The sequence below is a fragment of the Streptomyces sp. 3N207 genome (assembly GCF_052246355.1).
Lineage (GTDB): Bacteria > Actinomycetota > Actinomycetes > Streptomycetales > Streptomycetaceae > Streptomyces.
This window is the reverse complement of the sequence record NZ_JBQQBV010000002.1, coordinates 136,251-161,674: the sequence shown is the minus strand read 5'-3', so window position 1 is coordinate 161,674 and position 25,424 is coordinate 136,251. Positions and strand designations below refer to the sequence as shown.

Here is a 25,424-nt window from a genome sequence, read left to right as displayed (position 1 = left end):
AAGAGCCGACTGTTCGCCGGAGATCCGCGATCGAGACGAGCGAAGGCCCAGTTGCTGCTCAGCCGGCGTCGCGTTTGCGGTAGCGGACATGGGTGGCCAGCGGTGAGTGGAGCACCTCGACGGGCTCGAAATCGAAGCTCTCGACGCCCTCGAATAGGCGCTCGCCGCTGCCGAGTAGGACGGGGGCGATGTCGAGGGTGAGTTCATCGATCACGCCGGCGTTGAGTGCCTGTCGAACTGTCGAAGCGCCACCGGCGATGTCCACACCCTTGCCGTCGGCGGCTTCGAGCGCCTGCGCGTAAGCGGCGTCGAAGCCTTCGGTGACGAAGTGGAAGGTGGTCCCTGCCTCCATCTTGATCGGTTCGTGGGCGTAGCGAGTGAGCACGAAGACCGGGGCATGGTAGGGGGGCTCGGAGCCCCACCATCCGTCCCATGGCTCGTTCCACTCACCGCGGATCGGCCCGAACATGTTGCGGCCCATGATGTAGGCGCCACGCGGGCGCATCAGCCAGCTGTTGGCCGTCTTGTCGGCTTCGGTCGCGCGCGGGTCGCCGATATGCCAGCTGTGCAGCTCTTTGCCGCGCTTGCCCAGCGGATTGTCTCGGCTCTGGTCGGGTCCGGCGACGAAGCCGTCGAGCGAGATCGACATGTGGCAGGTGGTGTCGGACATCAGCTTCTCTCCGGAAGTAGCAGTTGCGGGTTGTCGTGAGGTCATCGGACCGCCCGACACACCTACAGACTGACCGAGGCGACCGAACTCATCGCGACATCGCGAAAACGTTGAAGGTTTGGCTGCCACGCGAGCAGACGGACACTCGCCGTACCCCCTGCATGAGCCTGAACCGCCCGGCAAGGACCGCAAACACCGGCCAGAGTGGTGGAGGGCCGCCCCCAACGCCTTCGAGACCACCTTCGAGGGCCGACTCTCCGCCGCACCGCCCGGCTCAGCCACCTCGAGTCGAGGCCGGCCGCTCCTGGAGCCGACGGCTACTTTGCACCGTGGGTCAGAGACAGGAGACCGGGGCCGTCATCGCAGCAGGCTGGCCAGCCCCACCATGAGTCAGGGACCGGTCAGAGAGACAGGCCCCAGGTCGAGGGCTCACGACCGGAGGCGGGCGCCTGTTCCCAGCCTGGCGGTGACATCACGGGGTGTGAGGGGAGAGTGCTCCGCGGAGCACTCGACGACGACGCGGACCGGGGCGTCGCACTCGGTGTGGCGGACATCCAGTGCAGGACCCTCGGAGCCGAGGGTGTATGCCTCGCCCCACTGGCTCAGCGCCATCAGAACGGGCCATAGGTCCCAGCCCTTGCGGGTCAGGCGGTATTCGTTGCGGGAGCGGCTGCCCGGCTCCCGGTAGGGGACGGTCTTCAGGATGCCGGCCGAAGTCAGCTTGCGGAGGCGGTCGCTGAGGACGGCTTCCGACAGGCCGATGTGGCGGTGGAAGTCGTCGAAGCGGCGGACCCCGTTGACGGCGTCACGCAGGATCAGCATCGTCCATTTCTCCCCGATCACGTCGAGCGTGCGCTGGACAGGGCAGTTCTCCGTACTCGCCTCAAGCCACTCCATTCCGCCATCGTACGGAGCTGCCTTCGCCATTGACAGTCAGGTGAGCGAAAGCCTAGCTTCACTCGAAAAAGTCAGCTGACAGTCAGAGGGAAGGGCGCTGGACCGTGGGGCGAACGCGTACGTATCACTGGGACGATCCCGCGATCTCGGCGGAGGCCGCCGGGCGCATGGCCGGCATCGACTTCCTGCGCGAGGTGCAGGCGGGGCGGCTGCCGAGGGCGCCGATCAGCTACACCGTCGACTTCGCCCTGGACGAGGTGGAGCCCGGCAGGGCGACCTTCTCGCTGACACCGGGCGAGGAGCACTACAACCCGATCGGCAGCGTCCACGGCGGCATCTTCGCCACTCTGCTCGACTCGGCGGCGGGCTGCGCCGTCCAGTCCACTCTCCCGCGGGGCATGGCGTACACCTCGCTCGACCTGACCGTGAAGTTCCTGCGGCGGGTCACTGTGGATACGGGCCCGGTACGCGCCATCGGCACGGTCGTCAGCAAGGGGCACCAAACCGCTCTCGCCCAAGCGCAGTTGGTCGACGCGACGGACCGACTGCTCGCCCACGCCACCAGCAGTTGCATGCTCTTCCCGGTGCCCGCCCCGCAGGCGTGATTCCGCGGGCAGGGCCCTCGGTCCATGGGTGGCAGCCGGGACAACGAGGGGTGCATCGATATTCCGCTCGGCGGTGGCCCGCTGCCCCTTGGTGGCTCGTCAATTGTGAGTCTGGTGTGTGTCGCAGCCATGCCTGGGTGCCCGGGGGAGACGTTTCCCCCGGGCACCGGGTGCTCTGCTCAGGCGATGTGGGTGGGGTAGTCGGTGCAGTCGGCCTCGCCGCCGTGGAAGGTGGCGGGGTCGGGGGTGTTCAGGGGTGCCGCCCCCGCCGCGGACTGTTCCCATCTGCGTCGAACCTGTCCGGAGTCGCTTCGAACACTGGACTCATTCAATATTTGTTCACATTCAGGCCAGCGGCACCAGCCGGGTCCGGGCCTCCACCGCCACTACGGCGCGCAAATGCGCAGGTCAGCGCCATGTGTGCGACCAGCCATGTTTTCCGGCTCCTGCCGGACCAGCCGTGTTTTGCGGCTCCTGCCGAGGGCACGAACCTGCGGTCACACGACAGTGACGGGGAACTGCGGCATCCGCCAGTTACCCGTTAGGCACCCTCTCAAGGGCCGTGCTCTCCACCTGGAGAGGAGGTCCTGCACAAACGCCCCGTCCAACCTCACCTGGTCCTCCATCCAGCACCGATCCAGCACGGGAACGGCGACGGGGTCGGCCCGTAAGCGGGCCGACCCCGGCTGACCTGAATATTTGCCAGATCCGCGATCAACTGCCACGACAGGCACTACACATTGAAGCGGAACGTCGACGAAACCGCAGTCGCCTGCGAAAATACCGCCGCTGCGGAACAGTAACCAGCGCACAACCAGCAACCGTCGACGGTACCGCCCGAAGCCCGGCGGGCCGCCGATCACTTCAACTCGGTTACCTCGCAGGTTTCCTCCAGGGGCAGCGTGGTCTGCATGGTGTCGCGGCAGCGGTCCCAGGAGGCGGGGATGAGGTGGCCGTAGGCATCGACGGTGATTCTGATGGATGTGCGGCCGAGCCAGTGGGAGACCACGTGGAGGGAGATGCCGGCGGCCAGGGTGGTGGAGGCGAAGAAGTGGCGGAGGCTGTGCGGGGGAACTCGGCCGGTCGTGACATAACCGTCCCGTTCCGGTCGAACTTGTCAGCTGGTCAAGCTGGGCATGCCGGCCGGGCCCCACGGTGGCGGCCACAGAACGACAGGGTCGCTCAGTGGACCGAGCCAAAGCCGCCCCCGCCCGGGCTGAAGTAACTGCCGGAAGGCCCGTACCTGCGCTGGGAGATTCTGTCCCGGTCTTCTGGGCTCCGCGGTTGTTCCTCAATCGGCTCCCCCGTGAGTTCCTGCCAGGCGAGCGACGGGCTGCCTCGCCAGTGCTCCAGCCCGAAGCGGGTGAGGTACCCCCACGTGAGCCGGATGCACGGATCCCTGTCGCGCTCCTTGACGAACGCGGCGTGGACCTGACGCGGAGTGAGACCGCCTCGTACGTACGGCTTGTCGCCAAGCTCAGGGCTGAGCGACTGGAGCCGGACCTCAAAATACCGATGCTCCAGACCGGCCTCATGGATCAGGTAATCCCATACGGACCGGCCAAGGACGCCGGCCATGGCCACGGAGGACCGATCCCGGCATGGCCCGTGCTTCTTGCGCCCCTGAATTTCACGCCTGCGGCGTTCCCGCTCAGCCTTGATGTACCCAGTGAGATCGCCGGCCTGGTCACGGTAGCGGCGGCAGGCGGACCGCGGCCCGCACCGCACAACTGGCGGACCTCCAGGCAGCGCCCCCGGAACGCTCCGGCAGCGGATCGCCCGCGACATGTCACACGAGACCACCCCGACCCGGCCACTCAACGACCCTTCGCCGGTCTCGGCCTCGGTCACGTTCTCACTGGTCATCGGTTCATCCTCCGAAATCGGGAGTCACACCGGACGATTCACAGTTCCGAGGGGTCAGCGGGCGGTGGCGAAGTCCTGGGTCCAGTAGTGGCCGGGCTGGGCGTGGCCGACGCCGATCTCCTTGAAGTCGCAGTTCAGGATGTTGGCCCTGTGGCCGGAGCTGTTCATCCAGCCCTCCATGACGCTCTCGGGCGAGCTGTAGCCGTAGGCCACATTCTCGCCGTAGGTGCTCCAGGAGTACCCGGCCCGCTCGATGCGGTCGTCAGGGGAGGATCCGTCGGACCCGGTGTGCGACATGTTGCTGTGCTCCGCCATGTCCTCGCTGTGGGCCTGAGCGGCCTTGGTCAGCTTGGCGTCGGCCGTCACCGGCTTGCAGCCGGCCTTTTGGCGCTCCTCGTTGACCAACCCGACGATCTGGTCCTGGAGACCGGAGGACCCGGACGCCGTGCTGGCGGTGGTCGACGTGGGGGCAGCGGAGGACGGCGAGCTCGACTTGGTGGTTGCCTTGGCCGGAGCGGTACGAGTGGGGGCCGCCGAGGAGGCGGCGGCGGACTTGGTGGTACGCGGCGGGGCGGAGGCCCGTGCGGTGGGCTCAGACCGGTCGCCGCGGTGCTTCCCCCGCTGGTCGCCCTGGTCCGCGTCGGTGTGCCGACCGTAGTCGGTGGCCGTGGTCCGCTCGCCGTCACGCGCCTCGGAGCCCTTGCTGTCCTGCCCGTCCAGACAGGCCATGGCAACGGAAGGCACACTCACGGCAGCGACGGCCATGGCCGCGACGGCTATCTTCCCGTGGTGCGTCTTCTTGCTGCGGTGCTTGCTCATACACGACCTCGCTCGGTGATCGCAGGCACACCCTCCTGCCGGGACGCCTTGCGGGCCGTCATCCTCAGGGCCGCCGGAGGCTTGGGGCAACAGGGGTTCGAGCGCAGGGAGTTTCGCACTGACACACGTGGCTTGCGCTTCCCGGCACAGCGTGCTGGATTTGCCGTCACGCGTTCACCAGGGCACTGCCGCGCCGTCAGAACACCTGGCCGCGACGCGTGTGGACACCACGCCGCTCCGGACCGGACGGCACCGCAGGCCGGAGCACACATATCCACCAAAGTGCGAAAACTCTCTTGTGACGCCTGGGAGATATCGACCATCGCGCACCTTTTGAGCCATGGATCGATGTGACGGATCTCATGGCATGGCAGGGTGCCTCCGCCGTGGCACGCTCCCGGACGGATGGTGGACCGGATCGGCCCGCGCCGCGCACTCGTGGCGCCGTTGCTCATCTCCGGCGCAGCGCCCGCCCTGATCGGTGCAGCATCCGGGCCCGCCTTTCTGCTTTCGGCGATGGCGCTCGGCGGTGTGCCGCAGGCGTCGGCCGATCCGGCGGTCAACAGGGCGCTCACGTGGGCGGTGCCTCCGGCCCGCCGCTGGGCGCCGGAACGAAGCAGTCGGGCGTTCAGCACGGTGCGTTCGCCGCCGGTTTGCCGCTGTCCGCGTCGGCGGACGGGCTCGGGTGGCGCGCAGCAGCCCACCTTTCGTCACTGCGCCTGCCCGTGCCACCTCCGCCGCCCTGGGATTGAACAAGTCAATTTCCCGTCCGTCGTCTTGGTGACGGGGGGTTGAGAATGGCCGCGCAGGCGCTGTGGAGAGCAGCTTGACCACGGATCTGACCAGCGGGTAGGGCTGCTCCTGTAGAAAAAAGGGGGTGCTCTGCGGGATCAAGTACGAGCCAACGAGGATATGTTGAGTTCAGGCCATACCCTCAACAGGCTCTTGTGCACGCAGGAAGTGGGTGCTAGTCGATGCGCTCTTGGTCTGTGGAGTCCGTGCGTGGCTGGCTCATTTCCCGGGTCTCCGAGCTGGCCGGTCTCGACCCGGTGGTGGTTGACGGACACGAACGGTTCACCCGCTACGGGCTCGATTCACGGACCCTCACCGCTCTCGCCGATGAGCTGAGCCAAGTGGTGGGCCGCCCGGTCCCACCGCCCCTGGTCTGGCGCTACCCGAGCCCGTTCGCGCTGGCCGACCACCTCGCAGGTGGGGCAGTGGAGGCACCCAAGGCGCGGACTCCGATGCAGGGCACGGACGATGCCATCGCCATCGTCGGACTGGCCTGCCGCTTTCCGAAGGCCCCCGGGGCCGAGGAGTTCTGGCGGTTGCTGACGGGTGAGACGAACGACGCGGTCACCGACCTCCCGGCCGGCCGCTGGTCGGGCCGGGTGCGTGGTGGATTCCTCGACCGGGTGGACCTGTTCGACCCGGCGTTTTTCGGCATCTCCCCGCGTGAGGCAGTGCACGTGGACCCGCAGCAGCGGCTGACGTTGGAGCTGGCCTGGGAGGCTCTGGAGGACGCTGGGATCCCAGCGGACGGACTGGGCGGCAGCCGCACCGGCGTGTTCGTCGGCGGAATGTGGAACGAGTACGGCGCCGGCATCCGCGCCGATCCGGAACTGATCACCCAGCACACACTGTCCGGCGGCGACCCCAGCATGATCCCCGCCCGGGTGTCCTACACCTTCGGGCTGCGCGGACCGAGCCTTCAGGTGAACACCGCCTGCTCATCCTCGCTGGTCGCGGTGCACCTTGCCGCGCGCAGCCTGCAAGACGGCGAATGCGACCTGGCGCTGGCCTGCGGGGTGAGCCTGATGCTCGCCGCGGACACGATGAACGCGCTGACCCGGTTCGGTGCGCTCGCCTCCGATGGCAGGTCGAAGGCGTTCGACGCACGGGCGGATGGCTACGGGCGGGGCGAGGGCGCCGGCGTTGTCGTACTGAAGCCACTCGCCCGCGCGCTGGCCGACGGGGACCAGGTCTACTGCGTGATCAAGGGCAGTGCCGTGAACAACGACGGGTTCAGCAACGGGCTCACCGCGCCGAACGCACAGGCGCAGGAGGAAGTGCTGCACGACGCCTATGCCCGCGCGGGCGTGGCACCCGCCGACGTCCAGTACGTCGAGGCGCACGGCACCGGGACCCTGCTCGGGGACCCGATCGAAGCAGGTGCGCTCAGTGCGGTGCTGTGCGCGAGGCGCCCCGGGGAACGCCCGTTGGCCATCGGTTCGGTCAAGAGCACCATCGGGCACCTGGAGCCCGCGGCCGGGATCGCGGGACTGATCAAGACGGTTTTGGCGATGCGCCATCGGGTGCTGCCGCCGAGCGCGCAGTTCGAGGAACCGAACCCTCATATTCCGTTCCAGGACTGGCGCCTGCGCGTGCCCCGGGAACCAGAGGAGTGGACCGGTGCCGAGGACGGCCGCCTCCTCGCCGGGGTGAGCGCCTTCGGGTTCGGCGGAACCAACTGCCATGTAGTCCTCGAAGGTGAGGCCCAGTCGCCGATGCACCTGTTGCGGCTGTCGGCGGACACCGAGGACGACCTGCGCGACAAGGCACACAGCCTTGTCACTGCAGAGAAGTTGCCGTCTGTCGATCGGTTGTACACCGCTGAGCCGGCAACGCAGGGCCCGCACCGGCTCGCCCTCTCCTTCCGCGACCGCGACGACCTGACCACGGGTGCGGAGAGTTTCCTCAAGGGCCACGCCGTTCCCGGTGTGGCCTCCGGCCGGAGCGACGGCGAACAGCCGAAGGTCGCATTCCTGTTCGGTGGCCAAGGCTCCCAGTGGGGTGGCATGGCGATGCGGCTCTTGCAGGAGGAACCAACGTTCCGCGCGGCAATCGTCGACTGCGAGGTTGCGATGAGCCCGCACGTGGACTGGTCGCTGAGCCGTCTGCTGACCTCCGCGGACACCGACTGGATCGAGTCCACCGAGCACGCCCAGCCCGCGATCTTCGCCATGCAGGTCGCCCTCGTCGAGATGTGGCGCCACTGGGGCGTCGAGCCGGACGCCGTCGCAGGGATGAGCATGGGGGAAGTCGCAGCCGCGTACGTGGCCGGTGCCCTCCGTCTCGACGAAGCCGCGTTGATCATGTGCAGGCGCAGCCGGATTGCACACCGGCTGACGGGGCGCGGCGGAATGGCCGTCGTCGAGTTGTCGGCGGAGGACGCCTGCGAGCTGATCCGGGAACACGAGGGGATGGTGTGGCCGGCCGGCAGCGCGGGTCCCCGGTCCACCGTGCTCTCGGGCGACCGGGACACCCTGCGCATGATTCTCGACGCACTGGCGGCGCGGTCGGTGCGGTGCGGGCTGATCAGAGTCGGCTACGCCTCGCACTGCCCTTATGTGGACGAGTTGCTGCCCGACCTTCGTGAGGCGCTGGCCGGCCTGAGCCCCGGACCGGGCCGGATTCCGTTCTACTCCTCGGTCACCGGGAAGCGGGTGGACGGCGCAGAGCTGGACGCCGAGCACTGGTTGCGCACCGAACGCGAGCCATGGCAGCTCACCGGTGTGATACGCAGCCTGCTCGCCGACGGATACCGCGTCCTCGTCGATGCGGACCCGCACCCGGTCCTCGGTGAATCCATCGAGCAGCACGGCGCGGTGGCCTTGCCGTCACTGCGCAGGGGCGACCGTGGCCGGACCGCACTGATCGACTCGCTAGGGATCATGCACGCGCTCGGCGTACCCGTGCGGCCGCCTCAGGAGCGCGCCGGACTGCTGGTCCTCTCGGGGCGGACACGCGACGCGTTGCACGACGCAGCCTCGGCGATGGCGGACCACTTGTCGGCCGAGCGGGATGACGCGTTGCACGACATCTGCTACACCGCCGGGGCACGGCGCCCGCACCACGAACACCGGCTCGCGGTGGTCGCTTCCACACGGAAGGAGATGGCCGAGTCGCTGCGTGCCGCCGCGTCCGGCGCCGCCGCGTCGGCCGAGGTGCATCGGAAGGAGACGCCTCAAGCAGTGTTCCTGTTCCCGGGGCAGGGTTCGCAGTGGGCGGGCATGGGACGCACGCTTCTCAGGGACGAACCGGTGTTCCGCGGCGTCATCGAGGAGTGCGAGGAACTGCTACGTCCGCTGACCGGCTGGTCGCTGTCGGCCGAGCTGTGCGCTCCGCGGGCAACGAGCCGACTCGATCGGACCGAAATCGCTCAACCGGCGTTGTTCGCTGTCGAGACCGCGTTGGCCCGGCTGTGGCAGTCATGGGGGATCACACCGGCTGCCGTGATCGGCCACAGCGTCGGCGAGATCGCGGCGGCGCATATTGCGGGAGCGTTGCCCCTCACCGAGGCGTTGCGCCTGGTCCATCACCGGGGTCTGCTGATGGGGCGCGCCCCCGGCACAGGGGGAATGGCCGCGGTCGAGGCGCCGGCCGGCCGGGTGGAACCGATGCTGACCCGTTACGGCGGTCGGCTCGCGATCGCAGCGATCAACGACCCTGGTTCTGTGGTGCTCTCCGGGGACACCGGCGCGCTGGCCGAAATCCTGGAGCGGCTGCGGCATGACGGCGTCCACTGTCGTGAGCTGCGGGTCGACTACGCATTCCACAGCCGGCAGATGTTCCCCGCCGGTGACGAGTTGGAACGCACGCTCGGTGCCGTACGGACTGTCCGGGGCGAACTGCCGATCTACAGCACCGTCACCGGCGAACCGGTCGGCGGCGCGGTGCTGGACGCCGCGTACTGGGCGAGGAACACCAGGCAGTCCGTGCGCTTCGCCGATGCCGTCGATGGCGCGATATCGGCCGGCCATCAGATGTTCCTCGAGGTGGGGGCGCATCCGGTCCTCCTGGAGAATACGCGCCTGTGCCTGTCGGAGCGTGACGTGCGGGGCGACGTCATCGGGTCCTTGCGACGAGGTGAGGACGAACACGCCGCGCTGCGCCGGGCGGCCGGTGCGCTGCATGTGCGCGGTTGTCCGGTGGACTTCGAGCGGCTGCTCGGTCCGGGCCGGGTCGCGGCGCTCCCTCCCTACCCGTGGCAGCGGCAGCGCTACTGGCTGGCCGGGATGTCCACGTCGGCCGGGCACCCGCTGCTCGGGGCGGGCCTGTCCTCCTCCGTCGATCCGGACACCCACCTCTGGCAGCGCGAGCTGAACTCTGCGCGGCTGCCCTATCTGGCGGGTCTGCGGGTGCGGGGGAAGACGGTGCTGTCGGCCGCCGTGTTTGTCGAGATGGCCCTGGCGGCGGCAGCCCAGGCGTTCCCCGCACCGGACATCGAGCTGGCCGATCTCACCTTCGAGCAGCTGCTCGACGTGGACGAAGCCGACGCACCGACCGCACAGACGGTGCTCGCCGACCGACGGCTCCAGGTCTCCAGCCGCCGGGGTGACCGCTGGGTGCGGCACATGGTGGCCACGGTCCGGCCCGGCGCCGGGCCGGTGCGCTTGCTTGAGTCTCCGGCGCTGATCAGGCAACGCACGCCGACAGGCCGGGACGGTGCGGAGCACTGTCGCCGACTGGCCGCGGCCGGGCTAGAGGCCGGTGAAAGCCTCCGCGGGGTGCGGGAGATCTGGCTCGGCCAGGACGAGGTGCTGGCGCGCGTCGCACCGGTTGCGCAAGAGCAGCACCACGCAGCCGACTACCACCTGCATCCCGCGTTGCTCGACGCGTGTCTCCAGGCAGTGGTCGCGCTGTGCAACGAGACCGCGGGGCCCCACCTGGTGACCGGGCTCGGCCGGGTGCGCGTCCTGCGTTCCCCGCTCGGCGAGGTCTGGGCTCACGGCCGCCTGCGGGACGACGGCGGCGACCTGCATCTGCTCGACGACCAGGGCCGCGTCCAGGTCGAGATCGAAGACATACGGCTGCGGCCGTTGCCGGCCGGCCCCGACCAGGACCGACTGACCGCGGGCCTGTACACCGTGGCTTGGCAGCGGCAGGACCTCCATTCCCCGTCATCGCAGCCGCCCGGCTCCTGGGTGGTGCTGGCCGAGGACGGCGCCGGTGATGTGCTGGCCGGGAAGCTGCGCGGGCTGGGGAGCCAGTGCGTCGTCGTGACACCCCACCAGGCAGATCCCACGGACCCTCAGTCCTTGCGCACCGTCCTCGAAGGGACGGCCGCCACCGGCGTGGTGCACATGTGGGACCAGGGCACTGCGAGTCTGTCGGCGCTGGCGGACGCGCTCAGGAGTCTGGGCCGCCGGGACATACCCAGGCTCTGTCTGGTGACCCGTACCGCGCAGGCGGCCGGCAAGGAGCGGCACCCGGTCTCCGTCGAGCAGGCGCCGCTGTGGGGGCTCGGCCGTGCGATCGCGCTCGAGCATGCCGAACTCAGCTGCTGCAGGGTCGATCTCGGTCCCGAAGCCGACGAGGACGAGGACGAGGCAGCGGCGCTGGCGGCCGAATTGCGGCACGGCGACCGGGAGACCGATGTCGCGCTCCGCTCCGAAGGCAGATATGTGGCCCGCTTGGTGAACGCGGGTCTCATGGCCGACCGCGAGACCTCCCTGCGCGGGGATGGCACCTACCTCGTCGTCGCCGCAGACAACGCGCTGGCGGAGTCGCTGACCGAATGGCTGACCGAGCACGGCGCAGGCACGGTCCTGGTCTCCGACGGATCGGACGAGGACGTGGCAGCACTGTTCTCCGGTGCCCGGGGCAGCACGGCATCGCTACGCGGAATCATCTGCGCGGAACACCGTGCTGCGTGGGAGCTTCATCAGCGGACGCTCGGGCTTCCGCTCGAGATGTTCGTGCTGTACTCGTCGGCCGCATCCCTGCTCGGCTGCTCCGGCGAGGCCGCGAACAGCGCGTTCCTGGACGCCCTCGCGCAACATCGCCGCGCGCTGGGGCTGGCGGGGCTGAGCGTGAACTGGGCACCCACCGAGCTGACCGGCATGGGCGTCGAGGGGGTGACCGCCGAGGAGGGCCGACGAGCGTTGAGCCGTGGCCTGGGCTCGGGTCTCGGTCAACTGGCGGTCATGAGGCTGAACCTCCGGCAATGGTTCGAGTCATGGCCGAGCGCCACCGGCACACCGCTGCTGGACGGCCTGGAACAGACCGCAGAGGAATACGGCTCATTCCATGAGCGGTTGGCGGCGGCCGACCCGACGCAGCGGCGCGAACTCGTGGAAGAGCATCTGATCGAACAGTTGTCCCTGACACTGCGGCAGGAGCCCGCCGCCCTCGATCGGGAGACGGCCTTCCAGAGCATGGGGCTGGAATCACTGATGGCGGTGGAGCTGCGCAACCGTCTGGAGTCGACGCTCGGCATGCGGCTGTCCGTCGCCTTGCTGTTCACCTACTCCACCATCGCCGCGTTGGCGTCCCACGTCCAGGAAGCACTCGGCCTGACCGGGCCCGCGCCGGATTCCGGACGGGAGGACGAGTCGCCGGACCTGGACGACTGGACCGAACTGGAACAGGACATCGCCTGCATGTCCGATGCTGAGGCGGAATCGCTCCTCAAGGAGAGCATCCGGCTCGTGGATGAGGAGCCGAACAATGAGTGAGCAGTCGTCGTCAGCCGTCAAACAGGCCCTCCTCACCATCAGAAAGTTGCAGGCCAGGCTCGATGCCGAGCAGCGGGCGAGGAACGAGCCGATCGCCATCGTCGGAATGGGCTGCCGTCTTCCCGGTGGCGCCGCGGGCCCCGACGACTTCTGGCACGTCCTCGACGAAGGGGTGGATGCGGTCACCGAGGTCCCCCGGGACCGCTGGCAGGGCGGCACCGTCCCCTGGGGTGGATTCCTCTCCGGGGTGGACACGTTCGACGCCGCGTTCTTCGGAATCGCGCCGCGCGAGGCCAAGGCGATGGACCCGCAGCAGCGGTTGTTGCTCGAAGTCGCCTGGGAAGCGCTCGAACGCGCCGGACAGCCGCCGGACCAGCTCGTCGGCACCTCCACCGGCGTCTTCCTCGGAGTCGTGGTGAACGACTACGACAAGGTCAGCACCGGTGAGCGCGACATCTACACGGTGACAGGGAACGGCCACTCCTTCCCGGCCGGACGGCTGTCCTATGTGCTGGGCCTGGAGGGACCGAGCATGGTGGTGGACACCGCCTGTTCCTCCTCGCTGGTCGCCATCCACCTGGCGTGCCAGAGTCTCCGGGCCCGGGAGAGCGCGATGGCGCTGGCCGGCGGGGTGAGCCTGATGCTGGACCCTGACATGACCGACATGATGGCCCGGGCGCGAGCCCTTTCCCCGGACGGCCGCTGCAAGACCTTCGACGCACGGGCCAACGGATATGTGCGGGGCGAGGGCTGCGGGGTGCTGGTGCTCAAGCGGCTGTCCGACGCGCTGGCCGACCGTGATCAGGTGCTCGCGGTGATACGCGGTGGCGCGGTGAACTCCGACGGCCGCTCCTCAGGTCTGACAGCACCGAACGTCTCCGCTCAGAAGGCCCTGCTGCGGCAGGCTCTGCGAAACGCCGAAGCCGACGGCGCGGACATCGGGTACGTGGAGACTCACGGCACCGGTACGCCGCTCGGTGATCCGATCGAGGTCGACGCGCTGGCGGAGGTGTACGGCGCGCCGAGGTCGGACGGCTCCCGCTGTGTGCTCGGCGCGGTGAAGACCAACATCGGGCATCTCGAGGCCGCGGCCGGGGTTACCGCGGTCATCAAGACGGTGCTCGCCATGCAGCACGAGCGGATTCCGGGGAACCTGCATCTGCGCACGCTGAATCCGCGTATCGACCTGACGGCGACCGCCCTGACCCTGCCGGACGCGCCCGTCCCGTGGCCGCGGCAGGAGGACCGGCCGCGCATGGCGGGTGTCAGCTCGTTCGGTATCAGCGGCACCAACGCACATCTGGTCCTGGCCCAGGCGCCCCCGACCGCACCCGGTGACTCGGCCGTGGTCCCGGGCGGTCCCGCGCTCGTGCCCGTCTCGGCGCGTGACCCGGCAGCTCTGGACGAACTGGTCGACGCCTACCGGGTACTCCTGGACGAACGCCGGAAGGACCTGGACGACCTCGCCTACACCGCAGCCGTACGGCGCCCCCACCACGCCCATCGTGCGGCGTTCGTCGTGGACGGACAGGCCGCACCCCGTCTGATCACGGGGACCGCGGCGGCCCGGCCCAAGGTGGTGTTCGTCTTCCCGGGGCAGGGTTCGCAATGGCTCGGCATGGGACGGGAGCTGTACGAGCACGAGCCCGTCTTCCGCCAGACGGTCGATGCCTGCGACGAGGCGGTCCGAGCGGAGGCAGGCTGGTCGCTGACCGGCGAGCTGCATGCCGACCCGGCCACGACCCGGCTGGACCGCATCGATGTCGTGCAGCCCCTGCTGTTCGCGATACAGAGAGGGCTCGCCGCCCTGTGGCGGTCGAAAGGCGTGGAGCCGGACGCGGTGGTGGGCCACAGCATGGGTGAGGTGGCCGCAGCTCAGGTGTCCGGCGCTCTCACGCCGGCCGACGCGGCACGGATCATCTGCCGGCGCAGTCGGTTGCTGCGCCGGTTGAGCGGGCGAGGCGCGATGATGCTCGTGGAGCTGCCGCTGGAGCAGGCGCGGCGCGTGGTGTCCCCGTTCGCCGAGCGGGTCTCGGTCGCGGCTGCCAACAGCGCCCGGTCGACCGTCCTGTCCGGCGACCCCGAGACGCTGGAGAAGCTGCTGACGGAGCTGTCCGAGGCGGGTGTCTTCTGCCGCCGCATCAAGGTCGAGGTGGCCTCGCACAGCCCCCAGGTGGACGTGCTCACCGATGAGCTGCTGCGCGAACTCGACGGGCTCGCGCCGAGCGCCACCACCGTGCGGATGCACTCCACAGTGCTGGGCAGGTCCTGCGACGGTGCGGAGCTGGATTCCACGTACTGGGTGCGGAACCTCCGCGCGCCAGTGCTGTTCTCCCAGGCCGTCCGCGAACTCATGACGACCGGAAACACCTTGTTCGTCGAGATGAGCCCCCACCCGGTCCTCCTGCCGTCGATCGAGGAGGACGAGGGGACGGCATTTCCATCGTCGCGGCGGGAGCACGGCGAGCGATCGGTCTTCCTGCAATCACTGGCCGGACTGTACGTCCGCGGCTGCCCTGTGACATGGACGGCGCTGCATCCGGAAGGGGGCCGGTGTACGGAGTTGCCCGCCTATCCATGGCAGCGCGAGCGGTACTGGGTGGACGCCGCACCGGAAACACGGTCCACAGGCGGGCATCCTTTGCTGGGCGAGCCCGTCAGCCCCGCGTCGTCGCCGGGTACCCGGATCCGGGAACGCAAGCTGAACCTGCCCTTCCTGGCCGACCACAAGGTCGACGGTTCGGTGATTCTCCCGGCGACGGCCTATGTGGAGATGGCTCTGGGCTCATCGGACTCGCCTTCGGTGCTGGAAGACGTTTCGTTCAGCCATATGGCAGTGCTGGAACAGGACGGTTCGGGATGTGTACAGCTCGTCGAGGAAGCGGACCGCTTCGAGGTGTTCGCGCGTCCCGCCTCCGACCAGCCGTGGACGCGCTGCGCCCATGGTTCCGTACGTCTCCCGGCCCCCCCGACCGCGGCGCCCGCCGGCGAGCCGCCGCAGAAGATCCGGCAACGGTGCCCCACCCCGGTGACAGCAGCGGAACACTACGAGCGGTACGCGCGGCACAGCATGGACTACGGACCCGCCTTCCGTGGCGTGGCGGAGATGTGGACCGGGGACGGCGAGGGCCTCGGACGCGTCTCGCTTCCGGTATCCGCCGGCCCCTATGTGTGCCATCCCGCGCTGCTGGACGCGTGCTTCCAGGTGCTGGGCAGCCTGATGGGCACGCAGGGGCCACAAGTTCCGGTGGTGCCCGTGAGCATGCGCCGGCTGCGGATACATCACCGGCCGGGGGAACAGGTGTGGGTGCACGCACGCCTCGATTCCTCCGGGAGCGCAGACGCGGGATCCCTGCTGGTCCTCGATGATGAAGGAGAAGTCCTCATCGAGGTCGACGGGCTCACGGTACGGCGGCTGACCCCTGCGCCGCGCTATGCGGACTGGCTCTACGAACTGGAATGGCGCGCACTGGAACGGCCCGCGGTGACCGCTGCCGGCCGTACCTCCCCCGGCCCGTGGCTCGTGCTCGCCGACCGGTCGGGGGTGGGAGCCGCGCTCGCCGCCGAACTCGGACAACGCGGTGAGGAGTGCGTCGTCGTCGGGGCACAGGAAATCGACCATGCCGACGACGAAGCGTGGAGCCACCTGCTCGACCGGGCCCTCGGCGATGCGTCGACGTGTGCGGGAGTGGTGCACCTGTGGAGTCTGGACACCACCGCGGCCCAGCACACCACGGCGGAAACGCTGCTGGAGGACCAACAGCTCGCCGGTTTCAGCCCTCTGGCACTCGTGCGTGCCCTCGCACGCCGCCGATGGCGGGACCATCCCCGCCTGTGGCTGGTCACCGCAGGCGCACAGGAGGTCGACGGCGGACCGGTCGAGGTCTCCCAGGCACCCCTGTGGGGGCTGGCCAGAACCCTCGCCATGGAGCACCCCGAACTGAACTGCACCCGGGTGGACCTCGACCCTGAGTGGGAACGGGGGGAGGCGGCACGAGGACTTCTGCCCGAACTGACCGCCCCGGACGGCGAGGACGAGATCGCCCTGCGTTCCGGCGGGCGGCACGCGGCCCGACTCGTCCGCACCTCCATCGGCGCAGCACCGCCACAGGCCACTATGGGCGAGGGCACCTACCTGATCACCGGCGGCCTCGGTGGCCTGGGACTCGGCCTGGCCGAATGGCTGACAGAACGAGGCGCCCGGCATGTGGTGCTGATGGGCCGGCACGCCCCCGGGCCGGAAGCCGAGCGGGGCATCGACCGGATCAGGGCAACCGGCGCCGAAGTCGTCGTCGCCACCGCGGATGTGACCAGCCGCGACGAACTGGCAGGCGTGCTCGCCGACATCGACGCACGGATGCCGCCCCTGCGCGGCGTTGTGCACGCGGCGATGGTGCTCGACGACCGGAGCGTGCTCCAGATGAGCGCGGAGAAGTACGCCAGGGTCCTGGCGCCGAAGGTGCAGGGCGCCTGGAACCTGCACGCCCTCACCGAGGACCGTGATCTCGACTTCTTCCTACTGTACTCATCGGCGGCCGTGCTCCTGGGCTCGCCGGGCCAGGCCAACTACACCGCGGCCAACGCCTTCCTCGGCGCGCTCGCCCGGCACCGCCGGGCCCTCGGCGCCCCCGCGCTGTGTGTGGACTGGGGGCTGTTTTCCCGGGCGGGCGTCATGGCCACGAGGGACGCCGACAATCGGCGCCTGGGGCATCGGGGCGTAGGCATGCTCACCCCGGATGAGGGCACCGAGGTTCTCGGCCGGCTGCTGCCGGGCACGACCGGCCAGCTGGCAGCGGTGAAACTGAACCTGCGGCAGTGGTTGGAGTTCTATCCGGCAGCCGCGGGGGCATCGATCTTCGCCGAGCTGCGCGACGAGGAGTGTGTCACCTCACCGGAGAACTCCGCAGGCCCGGACTTCACCGACCGGCTGCGTGCTGCCAATCCGCAGCAGCGGCGTCGGCTGATCGAGGAGATGATCACCGCACAGCTCGGCCACATCCTGCACCTCGACTCCGGGCGGATCGATCCCTCCGCCCCGTTCACCGGCATGGGTGTGGACTCGTTGATGGCTCTCGAGTTGCGCAACCGTCTGGAGTCGGCACTCGGTGCGCGGCTGTCCGTCACGGTGCTGTTCGCCGCGCCGACCGTGGCCGCGCTGAGCGAGCAGCTGCTGGACAAGCTCGGCATGAGAGAGGCCGCCGCCCCAGGCGGAGGCGACGGCCTCGACGGGCTGGGCACCGACGAGCTGCTCGCGCTGATCGACGGCGCGATCGACCGTATCGAAGGAGGCGAGCGGCAGTGAGCGGCGGCGAGGACATCGAGACCAGGTACCGCTCGCGGCTGGTCAAGGCGGCAACCGCGTTGCGCGAGCTGGAGGAGCGGACCGAGCGGCTCCAGCGGGAGAGGACGGAGCCCATCGCGGTGATCGGCATGGGCTGCCGCTTCCCCGGAGGCGCGGACGATCCGGAAGCTCTGTGGCACCTGCTGTCCGAGGGGACGGACACGGTTTCCGAACGCCCCACCCAGTCCGCGGTGGACGCGGTGAGGTGGGGTGCGTTCCTCTCCGGTACGGACGCTTTCGACGCCGCGTTCTTCGGCATCTCACCACGGGAGGCAGAGCGGCTCGACCCTCAGCAACGGCTGCTCCTCGAGGTCGCATGGGACGCGCTGGAAGATGCCGGAGTGGTGCCGCGGCGGCTCTCGGGAACCGACACCGGCGTCTTCGTCGGCATGAGCACCAACGACTATTTGCTGCTCAGCGCGGAGGCGGGCGCACGGGACGGCCACACGGGTACCGGCACAACGCATTGCTTCGGTCCCGGTCGGCTGTCGTACACGCTGGGGCTGCGCGGACCGAGCATGGCAGTCGACACCGCGTGCTCCTCGTCGCTGGTGGCGGTTCATCTGGCGGTGCAGAGCCTGCGCAGTGGCGAAAGTTCACTGGCGCTGGCCGGCGGAGTGAACCTCATCCTCACCGACTCGACCACCAAGATGGTGGCCGATCTCCAGGCGCTGTCGCCCGATGGCCGGTGCCGCACCTTCGACGCGCGGGCCGATGGGTTCGTCCGCGGCGAAGGCTGCGGTGTCGTCGTGCTGAAGCGTTTGTCCGACGCCGTCGCCGACAACGACCGCGTGCTGGCGACCCTGCGCGGCAGCGCGGTGAACTCCGACGGCCGTTCGGCGGGACTGATCGCACCGAACCCCGCCGCACAACGGGCGGTGCTGCACAAGGCGCTGACCAACGCGGGGGTCCGCGCCGCGGACATCGGCTATGTGGAAACCCACGGCACCGGCACGGCGCTCGGGGATCCGATCGAGATCGAGGCCCTGACGGAGGTGCTCGCCGCACCCCGGCCGGACGGTTCCCGCTGTGTGCTCGGCGCGGTGAAGACCAACATCGGGCACCTTGAGGCCGCGGCCGGCATTGCCGGGCTGATCAAGGTTGTACTCGCGCTGCGGCACCAGGAGATTCCGGGCAACCTCCACTTCAGCACCCTCAACCCGCGGATCTCTTTGTCGGGCACCCCGTTCGAGATCCCCCGCGGCACGGTGCCCTGGACGGCCGGGGACACACCGCGTCTGGCCGGGGTCAGCTCGTTCGGGATGAGCGGCACCAACGCGCACGTCGTTGTCGCCGAGCCACCGCAGCCCGAACCTGCCGAATCCGCCGACGGTCCGGTGCTGCTGCCGCTGTCGGCACGGACGCCGAAGGCGCTGACCGAACTGGCCCGGGCGTATGCGGACTACCTGGAGCAAGCCGACGATCTGCGGGATGTCGCCTACACCTGCGGGGTCAGGCGCGAGCACCACGAACAACGGCTCGCCGTCGTCGGCGAATCCGCGCCGGAACTGGCGGAGGCGCTGCGCGCCGTCACCGTGGGGCCGAAGGCCACCGACCGTCCCACGGTGACCTACGTCTTCTCCGGACAAGGGGCCGGGTGGGCCGGGATGGCAACAGAGCTGTTGGCCACCGAACCCGTCTTCGCCGCCGCGCTCGAGGAGTGCGACGCGCTCATTGCCCGGCACGCGTCGTTCTCACTGCTCGAGGAGCTGACAGAGCATGCCGGGGCACGGCTGACCGAGATCGCCCAGCCCGTGCTGTTCGGCGTGCAGGTGGCGCTGGCGGCGTTGCTGTCCTCGTGGGGTGTGGAACCGGACGCCGTGATCGGACACAGCGTGGGCGAGGTCGCGGCGGCACATACCGCCGGCGCGCTGAGCCTTCCCGAGGCCGCCCGGCTGGTGGCCCTGCGCGGCCGGGCGATGGCGGGCGTCGGCGGAGCGGGGGCGATGACAGCGGTCGCGCTCGGCCCGGCGGAGGTATCGGCAGCGTTGTCCGGCATGGATACCGACGTTGTCGTCGCTGCCGTCAACGATGCCCGTTCCGTTGTGCTGTCGGGCGCTGTGGAGGAGTTGGTCCACGTGGTGCAACGTCTTCGCGCACAGGGGGCGCGCTGCCGTGAACTGGACGTCGACTACGCATTCCACTCACCGATGATGACGTCACCGGCCGAACGGCTCGCACAGGACCTGGGCACCGTCGAGGCGAGCACGACAAAGTGCCCCCTGTACAGCACGGTGCGCGGTGAACAGATTGCGGGCGGCGAACTGACCGGGCGGTACTGGGCGGCGAATGTGCGGCAGCCGGTCCGGTTCGCGGACGCGGTGCAGGCCGCGCACGCCGACGGGCACGGGGTTTTTCTCGAAGTGGCACCTCATCCGGTGCTCTCGGGTCATATCCGGGACGCCCTCGGCGCGGCAACGGTGATACCCACCCTGCGACGGGATCAGCCGGAGACCCGGGGGCTCCTCGGGGCATTGGGTGCCCTCTATACGAGCGGACATCCGGTCGACTTCGCCCGGCTGTACCCGGAGCGCCGCCGCGTGGTCTCCCTGCCTGCCTACCGGTGGCAGCGCGAACGCCACTGGCTGGATGTTCCACCAGCACAGCGAGGCGCCACGGTGCGTGACCGGCCGGACCCGCTGCTCGGCACCCGGCTGGATGTCGCGGGCACGCTGGCGGTGTTCGACGCCGAGTGGACCGCCGCCGCGGATGAAGGGAGCGTGAGCAGCGCGGTGCGGGCAGCCGCGGAAGCCGCACTGGACGTGGGCACGGTACGGGTCAGCGACCTCACCGTGCGGGGGAAGCTGTCAACACCATGCCACGTGCAACTGGTCGTGACCGCGTCGGACGATGCCGCAGCACTGGTCACCGTGTACGCCAGGGCCGACGAAGGGGACTGGAGGCCGCATGCCAGCGGACGGGTCGCGGCCGAGAGTCCTGGCTCATGGCCGGAGGAGCTGCTGGCCCTGCCCGAAGCCGGTCGAGAAGCCGTCGTCGTGGCAGCCGTGTGTACAGATGTGGCCACGGTGCTGGGACTTTCCTCGCCGCTGGAGGCCCGAGCCGACCAGCCGCTGATGGAAATCGGCCTGGACTCCCTGATGACCGTGCAACTGCGGCATGAGTTGTCGGCACGGACCGGCTGGGCACTGCCCGCGACCCTGGCGTTCGATCACCCGACTCCCCGGGCCATCGCCCGGTACCTGCTGGGACTGCTCGTAGCGGAGGAAACGGAGGACGGCACACCGTGAAGGTCTACGGAACGACGACCAGCGCCTGCACGCACAAGGTGCTGATGGTGCTGGCGGAGAAGGGCCATGAGGCGGAGTTGGCCGAGGTAAGCGTCCTCAAGGGTGAGGACAAATCACCGGAACACCGGGTCCGCCAGCCCTTCGGAGAGATCCCCGTGCTGGAGGACGACGGCTTCCTGCTGTACGAGTCCAGGGCCATCATCCGCTATCTCGACAAGCGGCTGCCGGGCCCGCGGCTGACCCCTCTCGACATCCGTCGGCATGGCCTGATGGAACAGTGGATCAGCATCGAGCAGTCCTACGTCAGCGGCCCCGTATGGACGCTGGTCAGAGGCGGCCCGGTCTATGACATCATCCGGCGCAGCCCGGGTGCCGAACTGATGCCGCCTCCGCCGGACGCCGCCGGGGTCAGCGCCGCCCGCGCCGAACTGGCCGCGGCCTTCGACGTCGTGGAGCACACGCTCGCCGGACAGGAGTACCTCGCGGGTCCCGAGTTCTCCCTCGCGGAGGTCACCTGGCTGCCCTACCTCCAGTATCTCTTCGCCTCCGGCGGGGGCGACCTGGTGACCGAGCGGCCGAACATGTCCAGCTGGTGGCAGCAGATCAGTAAGCGCCCGACGTGGGTGAAGGTGGGCAAGGTCCTGGAAGGGCCGGAATGAACAGGTTCGACATATGGGGCGAGCACATGAGCGTCGACCCGCTGCCGACGCTCGCGGCGATGCGGGCCGAGGCACCCGTGGTACGCCTGCTCAACCCTCATCAGGGCGCACCGGAATGGGTGGTGACCCGCTACGCCGATGTGGCGGAGCTGCTGCGCGACCCCCGCTTCAGCAAGGCCAAGGACAAGCTCTCCGACCACGCACGCTCCCGGTACTTCAAGGTGATCGAGCTGGAGCGGCTCGACAAGCACATGCTCTACGCGGACCCGCCCGATCACACCAGGCTGCGGTCTCTGATGACGAAGGCCTTCACACCGCGCCGCATCACGGAACTGCGCGCGTACATCGCCGACGCCGTCGGAAAGCTGCTGGCCGAGGCACAGCAGCAGGACTCGGTGGACCTGCTCGACGTCCTGGCCTTCCGGCTGCCACTCGCCGTACTCACCGAACTGATCGGGGTTCCGGCACAGGACCAGGAGCGCTTCCGGGAGTGGACGGGCATCTTGGTGGCCCCGGGCGGATTCGACGCGTTGCGACGCATGGCCACCGAGTTCGAGGAGTATCTGGAACAATTCCTCGCGCTGCGCCGCCGCAACCCGCGGGAGGACCTCACCAGCGCGCTGATCGCGGCCGAGGAGAGCGGCGATCGGCTCTCGTCGACCGAGCTGATGAGCATGGTCTTCGTGTTGATCGCGGCAGGCTTCGAGACCACCGGGAATCTGATCGGCAACGGCGTATGGGCACTTCTGCGCCACCCGGACCAGCTGAGGCGCTTGCGTGCCGACCCCGTGCTGATCGACTCCGCGGTCGAAGAAGTCCTGCGCTACTGCCCGCCGGTGAAGAACACCACCGGGGCGTTCCCGCTGACCGATGTCGAGTTCCGTGGCGTGATGATCCCGGCGGAGGAGATGGTCATCGGTTCGCTGCTCTCCGCGCATCACGATCCCGAGCAGTTCGTCGACGCACAGCGGTTCGACATCACCAGGACACCGAACCGGCATCTCGGATTCGGCCTCGGCACCCATTTCTGCCTCGGCGCCGCGCTGGCACGCCTGGAGGCCACGGTGGCAATCGATGCACTGCTGCGGAGTGCCCCCGAGCTGACGTTCGCTGTGGAGCCGGACGCTTTGCGCTGGAAGGACGGCGTGTTCGTCCACGGCCTGGAGACACTGCCGGTCACATGGGCGCCCTGAGCCGTCCGCCGCCGAAGAGCCCTATCGCGTTGGGCACCGGTGAAGAGTCGTCAAGAGAACACGAGCAGCAGACGAGGCAACGCGTGCGAGTACGTCAGGCAACACCGGACGACATAGACGAGATCATGGCCGTGGAACAGGACTGGGAGGAGTCCCAGCGAGCCGGCGTCGACCAGATGCTGAACCGGCTGCAGGCCTTCCCCGAGGGATTCTGGCTTTTCGAGCAGGACGGCGAGGTGGTGGGCACGCTGATGGGCTTCCCGATCTGGTACTCCCCCACCGAGGTGGCTGAACTGAGCAGCTGGGACACGGTGACCAACCGGGGCTGGTATCCGGAGATCGACCTCAGTTCGGCCAACGCGCTTTATCTGGCCTCCGGTTCCCTCAAGCGCATCGCGAGGGGCAGCACGGCCTACGCGACGATGATGGAGGTACCCGTCGATTTCGCACACGGTCTCGGCCTGCACTACGTCCTGGCCGGTGCCAAAATGCCCGGCTACGACGCCTACTGCCGCCGGTTCGGCGAAATCGAGGCACGTGACTACGCTTTCCTCGAACTCAACGGCTGCCTTGTCGACCCCTTCCTCGAGATGTACCGCGGCCACGACTACGTCGTGCCCGACCGCTCGCACATCGTCCCCGGCTACTACCCGGACGCGATGAGCAGGGACTACGGCGCGATCGTGGTGCGGCACGTGGCCTGACAGCCCCTCCGGGGTCCGGCGGTCCTCCCGGACCAGTCGCCTCCGGGATCGTTGTCCATCCCGCTGTCCTCCCGGCCGCGCACGCCGCCGGGACGGGCGGGCGCGCCCCACCGCGGAACACGGCCCTGAGGCCGACAACGGCCCCAGAACGCCATTTCGGGCGGGGCCCTGAACCCGCGGTCGGTGGGCGCCCATGACGGCGGATTCCGAGGACGGCTGTCCGCCCATACCTGACACCCGGTCAAGATCAGCCAGTGCCCCTCCAGCGACCGTCGACGGTACTGCCCGAAACCCAGCAGACCGCTCAACACTTGAGTTCATCTGGGCCTTCGAAGACGAAGGGCCGACCCCGCGAGGTGAGCACAGAAGACAGTCAGACCGGCCGCTCCACACGCAGTACGACGCGGGACCAGCGCTCGGTCTCCGGTTCTGCACTGCTCGGGGCAAGGAGTTCCGCCACGACCGCGACGCCGACGAAACCCGGAAACCACTGAGGTTTTCGTTGGTTCTGCGGGTGTGGTGGGCTCGCTGGTGGAAGGCTGTAGCGAGCTGAACCGGATTGTGTAGCGGCCCTGAAGCCAGGCATGATCGCCTCGGCAGATGGGAGAACACAGGTCCGATGCCTGCACCACGGAAGTATCCTGACAAGCTGCGCGAGCGAGCCGTCCGCGAAGTCCAGACCTCCGGCCGTCCGGTCGCCCACGTGCTCGGGACCTCGGCATCCACAAGGAGGCCCTGCGGGGCTGGGTCCGTCAGGCCGAGGCCGACCAGGGCGGTCGGCCCGGCCTGCTGACCACCGCCGAGCGAACCGAACTGACCCAACTTCGCATAGCCGAGTTGCGGCGGGCGAACGAGATCCTGAAAGCCGCCTCGGTGTTTTTCGCGAAGGAGCTCGACCAGCCCCCCACGAGGCCGACGCTGTGATCAACCACCTCCGCGACGACTTCGGGGTCGAGCCCGTATGCCGGGAACTGAACCTGTCGGTCTCGGCATACAACGCCCGCCGCAAGCGCCCGAAATCCGCCCGCCGACGGCGCGACGAACAACTCATCGAGCACATCCACCGCATCCATGCCGCCTCCGGCGAGACCTACGGAGCCCGGCGCATCCACCGCCAGCTGCGGCGGAAGGCATCGTTACGGCCCGCTGCACCATTGAGCGGCTGATGCGCGAGGACGGCGTATAAGGCGTCATCCGCGGCCAACGGCGCCGCACCACTGTCCCCGAGCCGTCCGCCCCCAGGCCGCCGGATCTGGTCAACCGGCACTTCACCGCCCACCGCCCAACCAGCTGTGGGTCGCCGACCTCACCTACATCCGCACCTGGTCGGGCTGGGTCTACGTGGCATTCGTCCTGGACGTCTACTCGCGGATGATCGTCGGATGGCAACTCGCCACCCATATGCGTACCGATTTCCCGCTGGACGCCCTGGAGATGGCGCTCTGGCGACAAGGGCTCAAGAAGGGCTCGAGCTTGATCCATCACATTGACCGCGGCTCGCCATACGTGTCCATCCGCTACGGCGAACGACTGCTGGAGGCCGGCGCCTTCGCCCGCGTTCAGAGCCAGCTGCACATCAGGGCTTCCACAGGCACGTGGCACGTAAAGCGCCGAACCCGGATTCCCTACCTCTTCCGGGGACGGATCCTCTGCGGCGTATGCAAGCGCCGCATGCAAGGGCAGTGGTCCCACGGAAGCGCCTACTACCGCTGCCGCTTACCGCATCCAGCACCCCCGCAACGTCTACCTGCGCGAATCCTGGCTGATCGGACCGCTCGACGAATGGATCGTGAAACTCTTCTCCCCTCACCACATCGAGGAGACCATCGACCTCATCGCCGCAGCAGCGGCCGGAAGAACTCCCCCTGCACATTGTCAGTTCATGACGGCGTATCACCCGACCGTGATCCATCACCGGGATCATTTGACGACAGAATCTAGAGTGGACGGGTCGACCAGGGA

13 protein-coding genes and 1 pseudogene are annotated in these 25,424 nt (G+C 68.9%); 10 read left to right on the top strand and 4 right to left on the bottom strand.

Going from position 1 to position 25,424, the window contains the following annotated elements:
- Nucleotides 1-58: 58 nt before the first annotated feature.
- Both ACTWP9_RS03535 and ACTWP9_RS03530 read right to left on the bottom strand, forming a co-directional pair.
- The gene (locus ACTWP9_RS03535) at nucleotides 59-670 is read right to left on the bottom strand and encodes a dihydrofolate reductase family protein (protein ID WP_443244457.1); all 612 of its coding nucleotides are present in this window, start codon (nucleotides 668-670) and stop codon (nucleotides 59-61) included.
- Nucleotides 671-1,099: 429 nt separating this feature from the next.
- Entirely contained in the window at nucleotides 1,100-1,567 is a 468-nt protein-coding gene (locus ACTWP9_RS03530; RefSeq protein ID WP_443244456.1) for a winged helix-turn-helix transcriptional regulator, read from the bottom strand.
- Between the two features lie 104 nt (nucleotides 1,568-1,671).
- On the opposite strand from ACTWP9_RS03530, the gene ACTWP9_RS03525 reads away from it, so the two are divergent.
- Nucleotides 1,672-2,172, top strand: coding sequence for a PaaI family thioesterase (locus tag ACTWP9_RS03525; RefSeq protein WP_443244455.1), 501 nt, complete (start codon nucleotides 1,672-1,674; stop codon nucleotides 2,170-2,172).
- Between the two features lie 859 nt (nucleotides 2,173-3,031).
- Here the strand turns inward: ACTWP9_RS03525 and ACTWP9_RS03520 are convergent.
- Nucleotides 3,032-3,181: a hypothetical protein gene (locus tag ACTWP9_RS03520; protein ID WP_443244454.1), complete on the bottom strand. Its 150-nt coding sequence runs from the start codon at nucleotides 3,179-3,181 to the stop codon at nucleotides 3,032-3,034.
- 911 nt (nucleotides 3,182-4,092) lie between these two features.
- Nucleotides 4,093-4,857 (bottom strand): CAP domain-containing protein, encoded by a 765-nt coding sequence (locus ACTWP9_RS03515; RefSeq protein WP_443244453.1) that lies wholly within the window; start codon nucleotides 4,855-4,857, stop codon nucleotides 4,093-4,095.
- A 974-nt stretch (nucleotides 4,858-5,831) separates the two neighbouring features.
- Between ACTWP9_RS03515 and ACTWP9_RS03510 the strand changes: the two genes are divergently transcribed.
- From ACTWP9_RS03510 to ACTWP9_RS03470, 9 genes and pseudogenes are all read left to right on the top strand, one after another.
- The gene (locus tag ACTWP9_RS03510; RefSeq protein WP_443244452.1) at nucleotides 5,832-12,317 is read left to right on the top strand and encodes an acyltransferase domain-containing protein; all 6,486 of its coding nucleotides are present in this window, start codon (nucleotides 5,832-5,834) and stop codon (nucleotides 12,315-12,317) included.
- A complete protein-coding gene (locus tag ACTWP9_RS03505; protein ID WP_443244451.1) occupies nucleotides 12,310-17,619 on the top strand; it encodes a type I polyketide synthase in 5,310 nt (1,769 codons plus the stop codon). The genes ACTWP9_RS03510 and ACTWP9_RS03505 overlap by 8 nt, the downstream gene beginning before the upstream one ends.
- Nucleotides 17,616-20,906, top strand: coding sequence for a type I polyketide synthase (locus tag ACTWP9_RS03500; RefSeq protein ID WP_443244450.1), 3,291 nt, complete (start codon nucleotides 17,616-17,618; stop codon nucleotides 20,904-20,906). The genes ACTWP9_RS03505 and ACTWP9_RS03500 overlap by 4 nt, the downstream gene beginning before the upstream one ends.
- Nucleotides 20,903-21,565, top strand: coding sequence for a glutathione S-transferase family protein (locus ACTWP9_RS03495; RefSeq protein WP_443244449.1), 663 nt, complete (start codon nucleotides 20,903-20,905; stop codon nucleotides 21,563-21,565). The genes ACTWP9_RS03500 and ACTWP9_RS03495 overlap by 4 nt, the downstream gene beginning before the upstream one ends.
- Nucleotides 21,562-22,758, top strand: a complete 1,197-nt coding sequence (locus tag ACTWP9_RS03490; RefSeq protein ID WP_443244448.1) for a cytochrome P450 family protein — start codon at nucleotides 21,562-21,564, stop codon at nucleotides 22,756-22,758. The genes ACTWP9_RS03495 and ACTWP9_RS03490 overlap by 4 nt, the downstream gene beginning before the upstream one ends.
- Nucleotides 22,746-23,462 (top strand): hypothetical protein, encoded by a 717-nt coding sequence (locus ACTWP9_RS03485; RefSeq protein WP_443244447.1) that lies wholly within the window; start codon nucleotides 22,746-22,748, stop codon nucleotides 23,460-23,462. Before ACTWP9_RS03490 ends, ACTWP9_RS03485 begins: the two co-directional genes overlap by 13 nt.
- Nucleotides 23,463-24,179: 717 nt before the next feature.
- Nucleotides 24,180-24,386 (top strand): annotated as a pseudogene (locus ACTWP9_RS03480) (IS3 family transposase); the annotation flags it as partial.
- On the top strand, nucleotides 24,383-24,628 hold the full coding sequence (locus tag ACTWP9_RS03475) for an IS3 family transposase (protein WP_443244446.1): 246 nt from the start codon (nucleotides 24,383-24,385) through the stop codon (nucleotides 24,626-24,628). The pseudogene ACTWP9_RS03480 and the gene ACTWP9_RS03475, both read left to right, overlap by 4 nt.
- A gap of 16 nt (nucleotides 24,629-24,644) precedes the next feature.
- Complete coding sequence (locus ACTWP9_RS03470) at nucleotides 24,645-25,403, top strand: DDE-type integrase/transposase/recombinase (protein ID WP_443244828.1); 759 nt, start codon at nucleotides 24,645-24,647, stop codon at nucleotides 25,401-25,403.
- The last annotated feature ends 21 nt before the right edge of the window (nucleotides 25,404-25,424 follow it).